16 protein-coding genes are annotated in these 17,719 nt (G+C 65.3%); 5 read left to right on the top strand and 11 right to left on the bottom strand.

Annotated features, from left to right (window positions below; translation table 11 throughout):
- Positions 1–53: 53 nt before the first annotated feature.
- The 7 genes from AC1ECK_RS33440 to bla all read right to left on the bottom strand — a co-directional run bounded on the left by AC1ECK_RS33440 (position 54) and on the right by bla (position 10,591).
- Positions 54–1,226: a YncE family protein gene (locus tag AC1ECK_RS33440; RefSeq protein WP_480327031.1), complete on the bottom strand. Its 1,173-nt coding sequence runs from the start codon at positions 1,224–1,226 to the stop codon at positions 54–56.
- Between the two features lie 173 nt (positions 1,227–1,399).
- The gene (locus AC1ECK_RS33435) at positions 1,400–2,227 is read right to left on the bottom strand and encodes a creatininase family protein (protein ID WP_480327029.1); all 828 of its coding nucleotides are present in this window, start codon (positions 2,225–2,227) and stop codon (positions 1,400–1,402) included.
- A gap of 354 nt (positions 2,228–2,581) precedes the next feature.
- Positions 2,582–3,607, bottom strand: a complete 1,026-nt coding sequence (locus AC1ECK_RS33430; RefSeq protein ID WP_480327027.1) for an aldo/keto reductase — start codon at positions 3,605–3,607, stop codon at positions 2,582–2,584.
- 147 nt (positions 3,608–3,754) lie between these two features.
- Positions 3,755–5,905, bottom strand: coding sequence for a hybrid sensor histidine kinase/response regulator (locus tag AC1ECK_RS33425; protein ID WP_480327025.1), 2,151 nt, complete (start codon positions 5,903–5,905; stop codon positions 3,755–3,757).
- A gap of 481 nt (positions 5,906–6,386) precedes the next feature.
- Entirely contained in the window at positions 6,387–6,812 is a 426-nt protein-coding gene (locus AC1ECK_RS33420; protein WP_480327099.1) for a response regulator, read from the bottom strand.
- 423 nt (positions 6,813–7,235) lie between these two features.
- On the bottom strand, positions 7,236–9,308 hold the full coding sequence (gene tkt / locus AC1ECK_RS33415; protein WP_480327023.1) for a transketolase: 2,073 nt from the start codon (positions 9,306–9,308) through the stop codon (positions 7,236–7,238).
- Positions 9,309–9,691: 383 nt separating this feature from the next.
- Positions 9,692–10,591 carry a class A beta-lactamase gene (gene bla / locus AC1ECK_RS33410; protein ID WP_480327021.1) on the bottom strand — a complete coding sequence of 300 codons (900 nt, stop codon included), beginning with the start codon at positions 10,589–10,591 and terminating at the stop codon, positions 9,692–9,694.
- A 189-nt stretch (positions 10,592–10,780) separates the two neighbouring features.
- On the opposite strand from bla, the gene AC1ECK_RS33405 reads away from it, so the two are divergent.
- Entirely contained in the window at positions 10,781–11,662 is an 882-nt protein-coding gene (locus tag AC1ECK_RS33405) for a LysR substrate-binding domain-containing protein (RefSeq protein WP_480327019.1), read from the top strand.
- Between the two features lie 70 nt (positions 11,663–11,732).
- Here AC1ECK_RS33405 and AC1ECK_RS33400 read toward each other — a convergent pair whose 3' ends face one another.
- Positions 11,733–12,593, bottom strand: coding sequence for a LysR family transcriptional regulator (locus tag AC1ECK_RS33400; RefSeq protein WP_480327017.1), 861 nt, complete (start codon positions 12,591–12,593; stop codon positions 11,733–11,735).
- 171 nt (positions 12,594–12,764) lie between these two features.
- On the opposite strand from AC1ECK_RS33400, the gene mdtD reads away from it, so the two are divergent.
- Positions 12,765–14,165, top strand: coding sequence for a multidrug transporter subunit MdtD (mdtD, locus tag AC1ECK_RS33395; protein WP_480327015.1), 1,401 nt, complete (start codon positions 12,765–12,767; stop codon positions 14,163–14,165).
- A 63-nt stretch (positions 14,166–14,228) separates the two neighbouring features.
- On the opposite strand, the gene AC1ECK_RS33390 is transcribed toward mdtD, so the two are convergent.
- Positions 14,229–14,375, bottom strand: a complete 147-nt coding sequence (locus AC1ECK_RS33390) for a DUF3096 domain-containing protein (RefSeq protein WP_480327013.1) — start codon at positions 14,373–14,375, stop codon at positions 14,229–14,231.
- Positions 14,363–14,644 carry a hypothetical protein gene (locus tag AC1ECK_RS33385; protein WP_480327011.1) on the bottom strand — a complete coding sequence of 94 codons (282 nt, stop codon included), beginning with the start codon at positions 14,642–14,644 and terminating at the stop codon, positions 14,363–14,365. The genes AC1ECK_RS33390 and AC1ECK_RS33385 overlap by 13 nt, the downstream gene beginning before the upstream one ends.
- A gap of 100 nt (positions 14,645–14,744) precedes the next feature.
- On the opposite strand from AC1ECK_RS33385, the gene AC1ECK_RS33380 reads away from it, so the two are divergent.
- The 3 genes from AC1ECK_RS33380 (at position 14,745) to AC1ECK_RS33370 (ending at position 16,554) form a co-directional block, all read left to right on the top strand.
- Positions 14,745–15,566, top strand: coding sequence for an SH3 domain-containing protein (locus tag AC1ECK_RS33380; RefSeq protein ID WP_480327009.1), 822 nt, complete (start codon positions 14,745–14,747; stop codon positions 15,564–15,566).
- Positions 15,567–15,743: 177 nt separating this feature from the next.
- On the top strand, positions 15,744–16,286 hold the full coding sequence (locus tag AC1ECK_RS33375) for an ankyrin repeat domain-containing protein (RefSeq protein WP_480327007.1): 543 nt from the start codon (positions 15,744–15,746) through the stop codon (positions 16,284–16,286).
- A gap of 4 nt (positions 16,287–16,290) precedes the next feature.
- Complete coding sequence (locus AC1ECK_RS33370; RefSeq protein WP_480327005.1) at positions 16,291–16,554, top strand: BON domain-containing protein; 264 nt, start codon at positions 16,291–16,293, stop codon at positions 16,552–16,554.
- Here AC1ECK_RS33370 and AC1ECK_RS33365 read toward each other — a convergent pair.
- Positions 16,551–17,717 (bottom strand): acetate/propionate family kinase, encoded by a 1,167-nt coding sequence (locus AC1ECK_RS33365; protein ID WP_480327003.1) that lies wholly within the window; start codon positions 17,715–17,717, stop codon positions 16,551–16,553. The genes AC1ECK_RS33370 and AC1ECK_RS33365 overlap by 4 nt on opposite strands.
- Positions 17,718–17,719: the final 2 nt, after the last annotated feature.

Raw genomic sequence — 17,719 nt, 5'->3', positions numbered from 1 at the left:
ACCTCGCAGCGCGTTCCGCATCGCCGTGCGCGTCGCGCCCCTGGCTTGCCGCATCAGCGCATGTTGCCCGTATGGCCAAGCGAATAGCGTCCCGGCTGCGGCCACACCGTCAAGCCGTGCGGTTCCATGCCAACCGGAATCGACTGCACGTTGCCCGTCGTCGTATCGATCGCGTACACCACGTCGTCGAAGCGGCCGGAGAGCCACAGCATCTTGCCGTCGGCGCTGACATTGCCCATGTCGGGACTGCCGCCGCCGGGAATCGGCCACGTGACCAGCACCTTGCGGGTGGCGAAGTCGAGCACGGACACGCTGCCCTTGCCATGCTTCGGCCCGTGCACGAGGTTCGAGCCGCGGTTCGAGATATACAGCCGGGTGCCGTCGCGGCTCGGATACAGCCCGTGCGTGCCGACGCCGGTGTGAATGAAGCCGATTTTCGTGAAGCTGTCGCCGTCGACGAGGAACACGCCATCGGCCATCATGTCCGCGATATAGAACACCTTGCCGTCCGGCGAAATGCGGATGTCCTGCGGCATGCCCTTCGCCTCGAGTTGCAGATAGCCCACTACCTTGCGGTTCACCAGATCGATCTTGGCCAGCTTGCCGCCGAATTCGCAGGTGAACAGCGCATATTTGCCGTCAATCGAAAAATCCGCGTGGTTGATTCCCTTGCACTGCGGCACGTCGAGGCTCGACTTCAGCGCCATCGTGTGGGCGTCGCGAAAGTCGAGCCGGGCGCGCGCCTCGGCGACCACGATCGCTTCCTTGCCGTCCGGCGTGAAATACATGTTGTACGGATCGTCGACGCTCACCTCCTTGCCCGGCTTGCCGGTCTTCGGGTCGACCGGCGTCAGGCTGCCGTCGGGCCGACCCTCGGCGTTGTTCGCTACCCACAGCGTCTGCAAGTCCCAGGACGGCACCACGTGCTGCGGGCTGTAGCCGACCTTGAACTTGTCCACCACCTTGAGGGTGGCCGGGTCGATCACATACACGTCGTTCGAGCGCAGGTTGGGCACATAGACCCGCGGCAACGCTCCCGCGACCGCTGGGCTCAGACGATTGACGCCCGCCTCGCTGTACAGGTTGGCGGCATTGACCACCGGCGGCATGCCGGCGACGGTCGCCACGCTGGAAGCAGCCGCGGCGAGATTCGCCATCCATAGACCCGAAAGAACAATGCCGGCCGACGATGCAAGCCGCGCCCAGCGACTGGAACGAAAAACCATAGCGATCGACTCCACGAATGAACAAGGCGGAACGGATAACGAAAACGTGCAATGCGGAGAGCGCCTGCCGACGGTTGCTGAAAGTTGCCGAGGCACAACGCTACGTCCATCCTGTGCCGCGCGGGCAGCGCTTCGATGCGGCGCCCGCGCCGGCGTCACGGCAAGCTTCGGCCTTAGCGCCCGGCCGTCTCTCGCTTGATCGCCTCGACGGTGCGCGACACGATCGCGTCGACGCCTAGCTGACCCAGCTCGGCGCTCGCCCGGCGCGGATCGCCACCGTAGACGCCGTCGGCCGGGCCGAGTTTCGGCCCACTGCGCAACTGTTCGAGACGCACCATCTGCGGCGCGACCGCAAGCAGCAGCGAGGTGTCGGCGAGGCCCGCATGGGTGCCGATCTCGTCGTCGTGAAAGCCGTGCTCGCGCAGGATCGCGCTGTAGCCGTCCGAACTCGTGCCGTAGTACTCCGGCGGCACGAAAGCCCGCGCCGGCGTGCCGGCCCATGACTTGTTCAGTTGCGCGACAGCCCGCTTGATGTCGTTCTGGTAGCCGCCGTGGTCGCCGAGAAACACGATGTTCCTGAAGCCGTGCACGGCAAAGCTGTTGGCGGCGGACTCGAGCATCTTCTCGAAGACGTCGTCCGGAATCGTGATGGTGCCGGGAAAGCGCATGTGGGAAGTCGGCGGCGCATAGCCGCCCTCCGGCACATAGGCGATGATCGGCGCGACCAGCGCATTGCCGAGCCCCTGCGCGATACGCTGCGACAGTACCGCGACGCGCGCGTTGTGCTTGCCGAGCGCGACATCGGGCCCGCTTTGCTCGGTGCCGCCGATCGGAATGATGATGGTGGTTTTGCCCGCCTGAACTTCGTCGCGCACCTCGGTCCAGGTCAGATTTTCGAGGAACACGGTTTTCGGCGCCTGCGCGCCGGCGGTCTGTATAACGGCCTGTGAAGCGATCAGCAGAACAACCGACGCGAAGGTTCGCCGCAGTGACAAGCGCATGAGGAGTCCCATCCCGGAGATTTGACGACGCCTGTGAGTATATCCGCCGCTACTGCTCGCGCAGGGGCCCTTGCTGCGCGTTTGTCGGCAAATGTTGACGGGCGATAAGGCGTCGCGCCGCGGGTTATCCCTGATCTCTACTTAGCCACAAAACCTTTCTTTTTTCTTTCAATATTCTTTCTGTTGCTGTCAAATACGATCTTCGTTAAACGCCAGGAGACCTTTTCATGTCGCATTTCATGCAAGGCGCGGTGACGCTGGGCGGCTGTATCGGCGTGTTCACGCTGGTCGTCGCGGTGATCGAGATGTTCGGGGGATAAGCCGCACAAGAGCCGTGTGCACGGCTCTTGTGCCTTAAACCGGCGCCGGATTGCGTTCGGCAAACCCTTCCTGATGCCAGTACGGATATGCGGGCCGCACCGCGCTCGCGGCGTCGAGCTTCGCCATCTGCTCAGGGCTCAGGTTCCAGCCCACTGCGCCGAGGTTCTGCCGCAACTGTTCCTCGTTGCGCGCGCCGATCAGCACGGTCGACACCGTGGGCCGTTGCAACAGCCAGTTCAAGGCAATCTGCGGCACGGTCTTGCCGGTTTCGGCCGCCACTTCGCCGATCGCGTCGAGTACGCGGAACAGATAATCTTCCGGCACCGGCGGCCCCATGTCGGAGGTCTTATGCAGGCGGCTCGTTTCCGGCAGCGGCTGACCGCGTTTGAGCTTGCCGGTCAGCCTGCCCCAGCCGAGCGGACTCCACACCACCGCACCCACGCCCTGGTCGAGGCCAAGCGGCATCAGTTCCCACTCGTAGTCGCGTCCCACCAGCGAGTAATACGCCTGATTGGCGACGTAACGCGGATAGCCATAACGGTCCGCGACATCCTGCGATTTCATCAGGTGCCAGCCGGAGAAATTCGACACGCCGGTGTAGCGGATCTTGCCTGCGCGTACCAGATCGTCGAGTGTCGACAGGACTTCGGCGACCGGTGTTCTGGCGTCGAAACCGTGCAACTGGAACAGGTCGATATAGTCGGTTTGCAGCCGCTTCAAGGCGGCGTCGACGGCCTGAATCAGGTGAAAGCGCGATGAGCCGACGCTGTTCGGTGCATCATCGAAGCGGAAGGTCGCCTTGGTCGAGAGGATGACCTTGTCGCGCTTGCCCTTGATGGCTTCGCCGAGCACCGCTTCGGAGGCGCCGCTCGAATAGATGTCGGCGCTATCGAACATCGACACGCCCGCATCGAGACAGATATCGATCAGGCGACGTGCTTCGGCCACATCGGTTGCGCCCCACGCCTCGAAGAATTCGCCCTTGCCGCCAAACGTGCCGGTGCCGAAACTGAGTACCGGGACCTTGAAACCGGATGCGCCCAAATGTCTGTATTCCATCGAAGCCCTCTATCTGGTTGCCATGGGTTGCCATTGCGTGGCCAACGGGTTGCGCTCGGCCAACGGAGGGTTAGTCTACGCGTGTCGTACGAATCGCGCCGGTGAGCCGGCAACCGGCAGGGTTTGGAACGCGCTGGCCGCCCGTCGCTACGCGCAGGTCACCAGCGCATGCAGTTCGTCGATATTGAAGGGCTTGGCCAGAATCGCGACACCGATATGTTTGGCCCGTTCCAGCTCGTCGGCATAGCCCGTCATCAAGGCGATCTTCTGTGCCGGCCACTCGCTGCGCACCCGTTCGGCGAGGTCGACGCCGTTCAGCTTGCCGGGCATCTGGATGTCGGAGAGCACCAGTTCGAACCGTTCGCCGGCGCTGAGCACATCGAGCGCCCGGTCGGCGGTGACCTCGTGATGCACCGCGCAGCCGAACGTTTGCAGCACGGCAGCGATGCCCGCCGCCACGTCCTCGTTGTCTTCCACGAGCAGCACCATGCCTTGCGAGCCGGCGTGCTCGTCGAGCGATGCTTCGTGGGCCGCCGTCGCGGCCGCGCGGGCTTCGCGCAGCCGCGGCAAATACAGCCGCACGGTCGTGCCGCTGCCGACCACGCTGTCGATCTTCGCGGTGCCGCCCGACTGCTCGCACATGGCGAGGACCTGGACCAGCCCGAGGCCCGTGCCAGTCCCCGTCAGCTTGGTGGTGAACAACGGTTCGAAGGCGCGGTGCGCGACCGATTCGATCATGCCCTCGCCGTCGTCGGAGCAGGAAATCAGCACATACTCGCCGTCCGGCAACAGCGTGTCGCTCGAGACCAGCCGGACGTTCTGGCAGCGAATCACAAAACGCCCGCCGTGCGGCATCGCATCGCGCGAGTTGACCGCGAGATTCATGAGCGCGAATTCGAGTTCGGTCGGGTCGGCCAGCACCCGCCAGATACCCACCACCAGGCTGACGCTCACCTGGACCTTGTCGCCCACTGCCGAATCGATCAGCGGGGCGGCGCCCGGCAGCCATTTTGCCAGGTCGATCGGCTCCTGCTTGAGCGGCTGTTTGCGCGCCACGCTCAGGAGCCGTCGCGTTAGCGCCTCGGCCCTGGCGATGGCGCTCTCCACCGCCCCGACCTCGTTTTCCAGGTTCCTGAAGCCCTTGTAGCGCGCCATTTGCATGTTCGACGACACCACCATCAGCAGGTTGTTGAAGTCGTGTGCGACATTGGCGACCAGATTGCCGAGCGCACCCATGCGCTGCAACTGGCGAGTCGAGGCTTCGGCCGAAAGGCGCATGGCCACTTCGCCTTGCCAGCGCTCCCACGCCAGCCGCTCGGTGTCGAGCTGACGCAGCGAGAAGAACACCAGCAGCCAGATGGCGAGGCACGGCACCGCCGTGATGGCGCCGATCAGCAGGAAGTGCTGCCACCACTGCTGGAAAATCGCGGCCGTGGTGTAAGCGCTCATCACATACAGCGGATAGTCGCCGACCCGTCTGAAGGCCAGCAGCCGCTCGATGCCGTCGACGCTCGAAGTCATGCGCACGTGACCGAACAGCTCCTTGTCGCGCAGCGCATCGGTAAACGGCGTATGGGCCGATGGCGAAGCGCCCGGCGGCCAGCCGGGATAGCGCACCAGCAACTGGCCGTCCTGGCGGTACAGGCCGAGCGCGAGCGAAGGGTCGCCGCCCGTCAGGTCCTGGTAAAAACGCGAGAAGTAAGCGCTGCGCAAGGCGATCGACACCGCACCGAGAAACCGGCCGTCGGCCGACGAGCGCCCCAGCGTCATGATCAGCACACCGGTCTGCGAGACCGGGCCGTACATCGGCAGCGAGAAGTAAGGTTCGGGGCGAATCGCCCGCGCCGCAACGAAATCGTCGCGCGTGCCGATCGACAGTGCAGGCGCCGGATAGGTACGGCTATTGACCAGCAGCTTGCCGTCGGCACCGAAGATCGCAATCGTCGCCACCTGCGGGAAGCCGCCGCCAATCAGGCGCAGGCGCTGATGCAGCTCGCTTTCGTGGGCGCGAATCGCGGCATCGTCTTCATCGTCGAGCAGTTCGAGAATGCGGGCGCTGATCTGCTGGTTGAGGTCGAGCACCTTGACGGCCTGCTCTTCAGTTACACGCGCAAGGCGGTCAATCATGTTGTCCAGGTCGGCCACCCGGCGCTGATAATCGAGGTAGCCGTAACCCGCCAGACAGGCAAGCGGAAACACGATTGAGACGACGAGCACCACGAGCAGGACGCGCCGCGTCGCAGCAAAGTTGCGTAACGGCAGCGGTAAGTCCGCGACGGCGCGCTCCGCGTGTTGCACGTGACGATCTCCTGCGAAGGAAGATTGATCCAGTGTAGGCTGCACTGCCCGGTTCGGCTTGGCCTGACTGTACGACAGCCCGCGCGGCAATACAAACATCTGGCGTGATCGGCAGGTTCAATGGCGTCGGCTTGCGAGCCGTAGCGCTTGCGTGCTGTCTTGCGGGATCTTTTGTGGACTCGGCGCCGTGAAAGACGCGCAGGAGCGGCCCCTTTGATTGCGGCACCCAATACACACGTTTAGATCAGCCGTTTGGCTCACAACGCTTGAGGAATGCTTACCGTTCTTCGCAGCGGCGCTATTAGGGTTTTCCTTTTTCGTTGGCGTTGGTACGCGCCCCTGCTTCGATGCGCGCCAGCTTTCCCATAAGAGCCCGCTCATTTCGTTGTTCTGACAATATGCGTCGTCATTGCCCTGCTGGGTGCGGCCGAACTCGTCGCCGGTGAGGGTCATCGGCCTGCCTTGCTCTTTCCGGGGAACCTCAGCGCCGTGCCGTCGCCGCTTCGAGCACGCGCAGCAGACGCTGCGGCGAAAGCGGCTTCGCGCAATGCGCATCGAACCCCACGGCTTTCGCGCGGGCCCGGTCGTCCGCTGAAGAGAATGCCGTGCATGCCACCAGCAGCATATGCGAAGTAGAAGGATCGGCGCGCAGCCGTCTTGCCAGTTCGAAACCGTCGAGTCCCGGCATCTTGATGTCGAGCACTACCGCGAACGGTTGCCATTCGCCGGCCACGCCGCAGACCGTCAGCGGATCGTCCAGCGCGCGACACTCGAAGCCGTCCGCGGTAAGCAGCAGTTGCAATGCGTCGGCGGCCTCGCGATAGTCGTCGACCACCAGCACACGGCGATGCGACACGCTCGCGTGGGCGATCGAGCGCCACACCACCACATCATCGTTATCGTTCATCCCGTAGTTTGCGGTCACTGTTTTCTCCTCGGCACCAGGAGCAGGCACCTCGGATCATAGCTGCAAGATTCGCTCCTGATAGCGACGCGGCAGGCCTCACATCCAGGTGTTCTGCTCGAACACCGAGGCTGCATGGCCCTGGCCGATGCAGGTGGCATAACCGGCGGCGTCGATGGCTATGCGGCACACCGTAACGCCTGCGTCGAAGGTGCAAGAAGTATCAAAACGCCCCTGGCCTGACCACCCTCGGAAAACCCTTGTGGGCGCAACCACAGGCACCTGGTCACGGATTCTGCATAAGGATCAGGGAAAGTCCCGATTCGCCGTGTATCAGGCACAGCGCGTGCATCAAAAGAAAAAAGCATTCGGCCGGCTCGCCACGGCGAGGCCGGCCTGAATGCTTTCGCAGCGATCGTGCCTGAACTACTTGCGCTGCACGCTTGCAATCTGCTGCTTCGCGGCGTCGTAGACATGCTCCGGCGTAAAGCCGAACTTGCGCTTCAGATCGGCCAGCGGCGCGGACGCACCGAACGTATGCATCACCACTTTCGCCCCGAGACGTCCCACATAGCGGTCCCAGCCGAGTTCCGCCGCTTGCTCGACGCAGACCCGCGCTTCCACCTCCGGCGGCAGCACCGCATCCTTATACGCCGCATCCTGGGCCTCGAAGATGTCCCACGACGGCATCGACACCACCCGTGCGGCGATGCCCTCGCCCTTCAGCCTTTCGTAGACATCCACGCAAATCGACACCTCGCTGCCGGTTGCGAGCAGCAGCACTTGCGGCTTCGTGCCCGCCGCGGCATCGGCCAGCACGTAGGCGCCTTTGCGCACCCCTTCGGCCGACGCGTACTGGCTGCGATCGAAGGTGGGCAACGGCTGGCGCGTCAGCACGATGCACGACGGATGACGCGGTTTCGACAAGGCCACGCGCCAGGCTTGCGCAACCTCGTTGGCATCCGCGGGACGCAGCACAGTGAGCCCCGGCACGCCGCGCAGCGACGCCAGTTGTTCGATCGGCTGGTGAGTCGGACCGTCCTCGCCCACGCCGATCGAATCGTGTGTGAACACGTAGATCGCCGGTACTTCCATGATGGCCGACAAGCGGATCGGCGGCTTCATGTAGTCGCTGAAAATCAGGAACGTCGAACCATAGGCGCGCAGGTTCGAGAGCGCGAGGCCGTTGACGACCGCTCCCATGCCGTGCTCGCGAATCCCGAAGTGCAGATTGCGGCCGCCGTAGCTGTCATGTTCGAAGCTGCCCGCGCCTTCGAACTTCAGATTGGTCTTGGTGGACGGCGAGAGGTCGGCCGCGCCGCCGAGCAGCCACGGCACGCGTGCGGCGATCGCGTTGAGCACCTTGCCGGATGCATCGCGCGAGGCGACGCCTTTGGGGTCTGCATCGAAGGTAGGGATATCGGCGTCCCAGCCGTCCGGCAACTCATGCGCTTCGATCTGTGCGAACTCGCGCGCGAGGTCCGGATACTTTTGCCGGTAGGTGTCCAACTTCGCCAGCCACGCGTGGCGCGCTGCCTTGCCGCGTGCGCCGATGCCCTCGGCAAAGCGCGCCATGACGCCGTCCGGCACATAGAACTTCTTGTCCTCCGGCCAGCCGTAAAAGCGCTTGGCCGCAGCCACTTCTGCGTCGCCGAGCGGCTCGCCGTGCGCAGCCGAGGTGTCCTGCTTGTTGGGCGCGCCCCAGCCGATAATGCTGTTGACCACGATCAGCGTCGGCTTGCCGGTGACGCTTTTTGCTTCGGTAAACGCGGCTTCCAGGGCGGCGGCGTCGTTCGCGTCGCTGACGTGGATGGTATGCCAGCGGTAGCCGTGAAAGCGCGCCTCCACGTCGTCGCTGTAGGCGAGATCCGTGTGCCCTTCGATCGTCACGCGGTTGCTGTCGTAGATCCAGGTCAGGTTCGATAACTGCAGATGGCCCGCCAGCGAGGCTGCCTCGTGCGAGATGCCTTCCATCATGTCGCCGTCGCCACATAGCGCGTAGACGTGGTAATCGAACAGCGGCGCATCGCTGCGGTTAAAACGCGTTTCGTACCAGCGTGCCGCCATCGCCATGCCGACGCTATTGCCGAGGCCCTGGCCGAGCGGGCCGGTGGTGGTCTCGACACCGCTAGTCAGGCGGTATTCGGGGTGCCCCGGTGTGTTGCTGTCGAGCTGGCGAAACTGCTTGATGTCGTCCAGCGACACGGCGGGTGCGCCGGTCGGCTTGCCGTGTTCGTCAAGCGCCTTGACGCCCGCCAGATGCAACAGCGAATACAGCAGCATCGACGCATGCCCCACCGACAGCACGAAGCGGTCGCGATTGGGCCACAGCGGCTCGTCGGGGTCGTAGCGCAGATGGTTCTGCCACAGATGGTAGGCCACCGGCGCCAGCGCCATCGGCGTGCCGGGGTGGCCGGAATTCGCCTTTTGCACGGCATCCATCGAGAGCGTACGGATCGTATTGATGCATAGCTGATCGAGGGAAGGATCGTTTTGCATGGGAAGCTCCTGTTCGACGGGTAACGACGTCACGCTGCAGCGACAGGCGCCGCAGTGAAACGCGCTGCAATGAACATTCCTTGCGGGAACGGACCGCCAAAACAGCTCGTGTGGAACAACCCGTGCGGGACGGTACGCCGGCGGCCAACCGTCCGATCATGCGCCGATACGCGGCAATCGCCAACTGGATGGCGCGCAACGATTAGGGCCTGTTCACGCGAATAACGGGCTTGCGCCGGCCGCCAGAAGGGCCGAGCGCAAGGATTGCGACGAAGCGAATACCCAACGTATTCGCAAGGAGCATGACGCAGCAATCGGCCCTTCTGGCGGCCACCCACATTGCCGTCGCGCAGCTTTCAAAGCTTGCGGCGATGCGGGCACCTTTAGCCGAACGCGCCCACCACAATGCGCGCCGCCGCCGCGACCACGTCGTCGCGCGCCTTCGCATCCTGCTGCGCTTGCGTGTGATAGATGCCGAGAACGATCGGCGGACGGGACGGCGGCCAGATCAGTCCGAGATCGTCGGCGGTGCCGTAGTCGCCGGTGCCGGTCTTGTCGCCGCTGGTCCAGTCCGCGGGAAGCGCCGCGCCGATCCGTTTCGAACCCATCTTGTTGCCGCGCAGCCAGTCGAGCAATTGCGTGCGCTGCGCGAGCGGCAGCGCCTCGCCGAGCGTCAGCGCCTGCAGACTGCGAACCATCGCCGCGGGCGTGGCGGTGTCGCGCGGATCGCCGGGCACCGCATCGTTCAGCGAGGTCTCCAGCCGGTCCAGCCGGAACGAGGCATTGCCGATCGAGCGCGCATACCCGGTGACGGCATCCGGGCCGCCTAGCAACCCGATCAACAGATTGGCGGCCGTGTTGTCGCTGCGCTGGATCGCCGCGGCGCACAGTTCGGCCACCGTCATGCCGTCGCCGACGTGCTCGGCCGTCACGGCCGAGTAACGCACCACGTCGCTTTGCGCGTAGTGAATGCGTTGCTGCATGAACCCCGCCACTTGCGTGCTGCGCGCGAGAATCGCGCCGATCAGGATCACCTTGAAGGTGCTGCAGAACGGAAAGCGCTCGTCGGCGCGGTAGCCGATCTGCGCAGCGTTGGCGGTATTCAGCGCAAACACGCCCAGCCGTCCGCCGGCGGCCTGTTCGAGCTGGGCGAGCCGCGCTTCGGGCGAATCGGCATCGGCCGCGGGCGTTTGCGCCGCGCGGGCGCCGATCGCGAGCGTGAGCGTGAGCGGAACCGTAGCGGCAATGCGCAACCATGAACGGCGGTGTTGAAAGCAGGTCATCAGATCAGGATAGTCTCGTGGCGACGGGTCCCGGCAATTAATCCTGGTGACTAATCCGGGTAACCCATCGCGGCAATTGAAGGATGGACGCAAGCGCCCCATGAACACGCGACTATCGTCCCTTTGCGCGCCGCCCGCAAACGAGGATAATTTGGCTCAGGGTAAAGAAAATCTTTTGGCTGGTCTTCCATGCGTCCACATCTGCCGCTCAATGCGCTACGCGCCTTCGAATCGTCGGCGCGCCACCTGAGCTTTACGCGCGCCGCGCTCGAACTGAACGTGACGCAGGCGGCCGTCAGCCAGCAGGTTCGCATGCTCGAAGAGCGGCTCGGCGCCGCGCTGTTCAAGCGGCTGCCCCGCGGGCTGGGCATGACCGACGAAGGCCGTGCGCTGCTGCCGGTCCTGAGCGACGCGTTCGGCCGCATCGAGAGCGTGCTCAAGCAGTTCGAAGGGGGACATTTTCACGAGGTGCTGACGGTGGGCGTGGTCGGCACTTTCGCGGTCGGCTGGCTGATGCCGCGGCTCAAAGCGTTTCGCGAGGCGCATCCATTCGTGGAGTTGCGCCTCCTGACCCATAACAATCTCGTGGATCTCGCGGCGGAAGGACTGGACTTCGCGATCCGCTTCGGCAAAGGCATCTGGCCGGGTACTCACAACGAGTTGCTGCTCGACGCGCCGCTCAGCGTGCTATGTGCGCCGGAGATCGCGCGCAGGCTGGCGGCGCCGGGCGAGCTCGCGCGGGAAACCCTGCTGCGCTCGTATCGCGCCGACGAATGGAGCCTCTGGCTCGCCGCCGCCGGGCTCGAACCGTGGAGCGTCAACGGTCCGGTGTTCGATTCGTCGCGCCTGATGGTGGAGGCCGCGGTGCAAGGCGCCGGGGTCGCGCTGGCGCCGCCGCGCATGTTCGAGCGCGAGTTGCAAAGCGGCGCGCTGGTGTGCCCGTTCGAAACCGAAGTGAAAACCGGCAGCTACTGGCTGACGCGCCTGAAGTCGCGCCGCATGGCGCCCGCGATGGAGGTGTTTCGTAACTGGATACTGACGCAGGCCAACGCGATGGAGTTGGCCGATTGATTCGTGATTGATGCAGCCGTGCTTGACGCAGCGCATCGGCATAACATCGACAACCAGGCTTCCCGTCAAGCTACTCGCCGATCCACGACCCGCGCAGATCGCTGTCGTGCAGCAGTTGCAGCAAGGTGCCCGCCGGACGGCTGAGCCGTTTCGCGGCGAGCGCGATGAATTCGACCGCCGGCAAGACGGGCAGACTGGCATTGTTGACCGGCGGCGCGAGGCCGCGCGCGGCCAGATACTGCGGCCGCACGGTGATGCCCAGGCCGCCGCGCGCCGCGGCAATGCAGCCCGCGTGGCTGCTGCTCGTACACACCACCTGCCAGCTAAAGCCCGCTTCGGCGAGCGCATCCAGCACCACGGCACGCGTCACGCTCGGCTCGGCCACGAGGATCAGCGGTAGCGGCTGCGTCATATCCACCAGCGTGCCGGTGCGCGCCAGCCACTCGAGCCGCCCCGTGAAGAGCGGCACGCCGCGCCGGTCGCCCAGACGCCGTTTGCCGACCAGCAGGTCGATCGAGCCGGCATCCAGCAGTTCGTAAAGCTTGCCGGTCATGCCGATGGTGATCTCCAGCTCCACGTCCGGATGCGCGTTGCGAAACGCCGCGAGCACGGTGGGCAGCGGCCCGAGCGCGACGTCATCCGAGGATCCGAGGCGCACCCGGCCTCGCAGGCGCGGCGCGCGAAACTGCGATTCGGCGCGCCTGATGGCCTGCAGGATCACGCTGGCATGGGCGAGCATCGCCTCGCCGTCGGGTGTCATGGCGAGCGAATGGGTGTCGCGCACGAACACGCGCCGGCCGATCTCGTGTTCCAGACGGCGTATGTGCTCGCTCACGCTCGACTGCGTGAGGCCGAGCTGGCGCCCCGCCTCCGTGAAGCTATGGCACGCGGCGACGGTGGCGAACGTCTTGAGCCAGACTGGATTGAGCATGCGCCATTGTTATCGGCAAAGGCGATAACAGTCAACGCCCCTAGTGGGGTTCCCGATTGACCTGCATGTCAATATGATGTCGCCATACCCAACCACTGCCCTGCATATCCCCTGCCCCGCCACGCTGCGGTGCAAGACGCCTGAGGCGGCCCCGCTTGCCGAGAAGTTCACATGAGTAAGGATTCAAGCCAGACTGCGCTGCTCTGGATCGTCGCTGCCGGTTTTTTCATGCAGTCGCTCGATACCACGATCGTCAACACCGCGCTGCCTTCCATCGCCCATAGCCTGCACGAACGGCCGCTGGCGATGCAGCCGGTGATCGTCGCCTACACGCTCACCATGGCGATGCTCACGCCCGCCTCGGGCTGGCTCGCCGATCGCTTCGGCACGCGCCGGGTCTACTTCGCGGCGATCCTGATCTTCGTGCTCGGCTCGCTCTGCTGCTCGAGTGCTCACACGCTGGGGCAACTGGTGATCGCCCGGGTGCTGCAAGGCATCGGCGGTTCGATGCTGCTGCCCATCGGGCGCCTTGCCGTGCTGCGCAGCGTCTCCGGCGAGCAGTATGTGTCGGCGCTGGCGTTTATCTCGGTGGCCGGACAGGTTGGGCCGATCGTCGGGCCGACCCTCGGCGGCTGGTTCGTCGAAGCCATCTCCTGGCACTGGATTTTCCTGATCAACCTGCCGATCGGCGCCATCGGCCTGTTCGCCGTGCATCGCTATCTGCCGCGCAGCACCACGTCGGCCGCGCCGCCCTTCGATCTGGCCGGCTGCGCACTGCTCTCGCTGTGCATGATCGCCTTCTCGCTCGCCGTGGATACGCCGGTGCAGGCGCATCGCGCCGCCTGGGCCACGGGGCTGTTCGTCCTCGGCCTCGTCGCCGCCCTCGCCTATGTGCCCTACGCGAAGCGCCGCGCCAATCCGCTGTTCAAGCTCAAACTGTTTAGCGAACCTAACTTCAGTGTCGGGCTGATCGGCAATCTGGTGTGCCGGATCGGTTCAAGCGCGGTGCCGTTTCTGCTGCCTTTGCTGATGCAATTGCAGCTCGGGTATACGCCGCTGCACTCCGGCATGATGATGTTGCCGGCGGCGCTTGCCGGCACCGTCGCCAAGCGCTGGATCGCGCCGCTGATCCGGCGCTACGGCTACGACACGTTCCTGCTGGTCAACACGGTGGTGGTGGGCTCGGCGATCGTCGCGTTCGCGCTGATCTCGCGCGGCACGCCGCTGGTGGTCGAAATTGCCGTGCTCGTGGTGTTCGGCGCGGCCAATTCGATGCAGTTCGCGGCCATGAACAGCGTCACCCTGAAGGGGCTCTCGCACGAGGACGCCGGCAGCGGCAACAGCCTGTTCTCGATGGTGCAGATGCTGGCCATGGGGCTGGGCGTGTCGATCGGCGGTGGACTCGTCAACCTGTTCTCGGCGCAACTCGGCTCGGCGGCGCTCGGCTTCCGGTTCAGCTTTGTGTGCGTCGGCGTGATTACGCTGGTGTCCGCGCTGGTGTTTCGCCGCCTAGAAGAAACGCCGCCGGCGCCGGCTCGCGTGGGACGCGCAGCGCCTAGCGCGGGGCGCTGAGTCCGGTGTGACGACGACTCGGCTCGCGGCTGGACGCCGGGCGGCGTCCAGCGTCCACATGGCTTAACGGATGTGATCGCCGAACAGACCGAGCAAGCCAATCACGATCAGATACAGGGCCACGATGTAGTTGAGCAGGCGCGGCACTGCGAGGATCAGAATGCCGGCAATCAGCGCCGCGAGCGGGCCCACGTTTGTCACGATATGCATGGTTTTTTCTCCTGGGTCATCAACAGCGGAAAATGCTGTTCGTTCGGCTCAGCGGCCGGACAGCGGCGCACTATGCCGTAGATGCAGCGGGTTCGCTCGCACTGCAGCGAACCCGGCTTCGGCGGCTCGTGGAGCCGATAGCTGTGGAGTAGCAATCCGGGTGCCCGGCCCGCCAGGGCGGTCGCAATGCGGCGCAGCGCCTGGTAGCCGAGTGCTGCGTTCCGGATGAGCGCATTGAAGCGGCCGGGCCGATTGACCGCACCGGCCAAGGCCCGGACCGTCGCCTGATCGAGCGAGCGCAGTGCGCGAACGCCGCCTATCTGCTAACCTGATTGTCTCCGAACTACAGCGTCCTCAGGCGCGTTTCTCATGCCCATTCGGCCCACAACTGCTGCGCGCAAGCTTGCCACCGGTGCCACGCTTGCCGCACTACTCTCGCTTCCCTGCGTCGCCTTCTCTCAAGTGCAGGCGGTCACCAACGAACCTGTCAACCTGCTGGCCGGACCGGGCGACGATTATCCGGTGGTGGCCGGACTCGCGCCCAATCAGCCCGTCGAAGTGATGGGCTGCGTGAGCACCTACGAATGGTGCGACGTAGTGCTCGACGACCTGCGCGGCTGGGTCTACGGCGGCGCCCTCACGTATCCGTATCAAGGCAGCTATGTGCCGTTGCTCAGCTACGGCTCGGTAATCGGCTTGCCGGTGGTGGTGTTCTCGTTCGACACGTACTGGGACCGCTACTATCGGGGCCGGCCGTGGTACGGCGATCGTGACCGCTGGCGCCATGTCGGGCCACCCGGCAATCCTGGTCGTCCATATCAGCAGCCGCCGGGCCAGCCGCATCCGAACGGCGGCCCGCCGATGCAGGGGCAAGGCCAGCCGGTGTACCGCCCGAATGCCGGGCCGATACCGCACGGCGAACAGCCGCAGCCGCAAGGACAGCCACAGCAGTTTGGCCGTCCCCCGGCTCAGGTGCAGCAGCAACCTCGCCCGCAGATGCAGCAGCCACAGCAGCAGCCGCAACAGTTCGGCCACCCGCCGGCTCAAGTGCAGCAGCAGCCTCGCCCGCAGATGCAGCAGCCACAGCAACAGCCGCAACAGTTCGGCCGCCCGCCGGCTCAGGAGCGTCCGCAGCAGCAACCGCAGGGACGCGGACAGCAGAACGAGGGACACCGCGAGCCGCAGCAGTAGCCTCGATCGCGCGCTGCGGCCCAGACACCCGCGGCCGGGAGGCAATTCCGGCTTGCGGGCTGCTGTGAGCCCCGGCGCGCGCCGTGAAGATTCGGTATGCTCGCTGATGTAGCGTGGCTGACACGGCCATGCGCCTCATGCGTCTTACGCGACCGATCTCACTGCACGGAGTCCATCTTGTCCGACGAACCCAACCCCTCCCCGGCGCGCGCCCAGGCCGACATCGATCCGGACCTGCTCGAAGTCGCGCGCGAAGTCTTCGAAGTGGCCCGGCGCGGCGATTCGGCGACGCTCGCTGCGATCATCCAGAAAGGCGTGCCGCCTAACCTGCGCAACGAAAAAGGCGACAGCCTGCTGATGCTGGCGAGCTATCACGGTCACGCCGACGCGGTGCGCACACTGATCGAACACGGTGCGGACCCGGATCTGCGCAACGACAACGGTCAGAGCCCGATTGCCGGTGCCGCCTTCAAAGGCTTCAAGGAAGTCGTCGCAGCGCTGCTCGCGGCAGGCGCCGATGTCGAAGGGGCATCGCCCGATGGCCGCACTGCACTGATGATTGCGGCGATGTTCAATCGCACGGAGATCGTCGAGCTGCTGATCGCTCACGGCGCCGATCCGCAGGCGCGCGACGCGTCGGGTACCACGCCGCTCGATGCCGCGAGGCGGATGGGCGCGCCCGACACGCCGGCGCAGCTCACTCCCGGTCGAGGGCATTAGGGCAATGGCCGTCGTCATCGAGATCTGCGATCCTGGTGCGACGAAGCTGCGTGACGACCAGATCGCCACGGCGGCGCTCATGCGCCTTGCGTGGGATGCCTGGGTGCCGCGCGACGCGTTCGAGGTCACGGTGCACGAGGGGTGGCTGACGCTGGCGGGTCAGGTCGAGCGGGATCAGCAGAAAGTAGCCGCACTGGAGGATGTCAGGCGGCTGTTCGGGGTGGCAGGCGTATCCGACCGGACGACCGTCAAGCCTCAGCGCGCCTAAGACGTCGTCTGTTGCAGCAACGCCCGGCCGTGACGCGCAATCTGCCGCTCTTCCTCCGTGTGCAGGACGCGTACCTTGCCGCCAGGATCATCGGCGTTCAGGCCGAGAAACGCGAGGCCCGCGCAGACCCGCCGCCGCACCTCGGCGCTATGCTCGCCGATACCGCCGGCGAACACCAGCAGATCGATTCCGCCCAGCAACGCAGCATACGCACCCACATATTTGCGCACCGCCGTGGCGAACACGTCGATCGCCAGTTCGGCATCCTGATCGCCGGCCGCGCTGCGTCGCTCCAGTGCCTGCATATCGCCCTCGCCTGCCGTGAAACCGGCAAGGCCGCTCTCGCGGTTCAGCAGCGTTTCGAGCCGGTCGGCGTCGAGCTGTTCGGTGCGCATCAGATACAGCAGCACGCCGGGGTCGAGATCGCCGCAGCGCGTGCCCATCGGCATGCCGCCGGTCGGCGTCAGGCCCATCGAGGTATCGACGGAGACACCGTCGCGCAGCGCGCAGACGCTGGAGCCATTGCCCAGATGCGCAAACACCGCCCGTGGCGGCAAGCCGGAGCCGAGCCGCCGCACGAGCGATTCGTACGACAAGCCATGAAAACCGTAGCGAATCACGCCGGCCTGCGCATAGCGGCGCGGCAGCGCCAACTGCGACGCCGGCGCGGGCAGGCTGCGATGAAAAGCCGTATCGAAGCAGACGTAATGCCGCGCGTCGCCGAAAATCCGCGTGGCTTGATCGATCAACGCCAGCGCCGGCGGAATATGCAGCGGCGCGAAATGCACCGCGTCCTGCAACTGCTGCCTGAGCGCGGAAGTGAGAAGCTGATGCTCGCGCAGATGAGGACCGCCGTGCACCACCCGGTGACCCACCGCCACCGGGCGCGTATGGCCATGCTCCGTCAACGCGCCGGCGAGTTTCTGCAAGGCGTCGGTCTGCGACTGCAGCACATGCGTCGCTTGCAGCAGGACACTGCCGTCCGCAGCTTTCATAGTCAGACTGCCGTCGGCGCGGCCAATGCCCTCGGCGCTTCCCTCCAGCAGCAGTGCTTCGTCATCCTGAGCGGTGTCGAAGAGCCCGAACTTCAGCGACGACGAGCCGCTGTTGAGCACCAGAATAGCCGGCGGCGCACCCAGCGGGTCGATCCGGTTCTGCGCCATGG

The sequence above is a fragment of the Paraburkholderia sp. SSBN10T genome (assembly GCF_056619545.1).
Note: the sequence above shows the minus strand (reverse complement) of the source record. Positions and strands in the feature narration are given on the sequence as shown.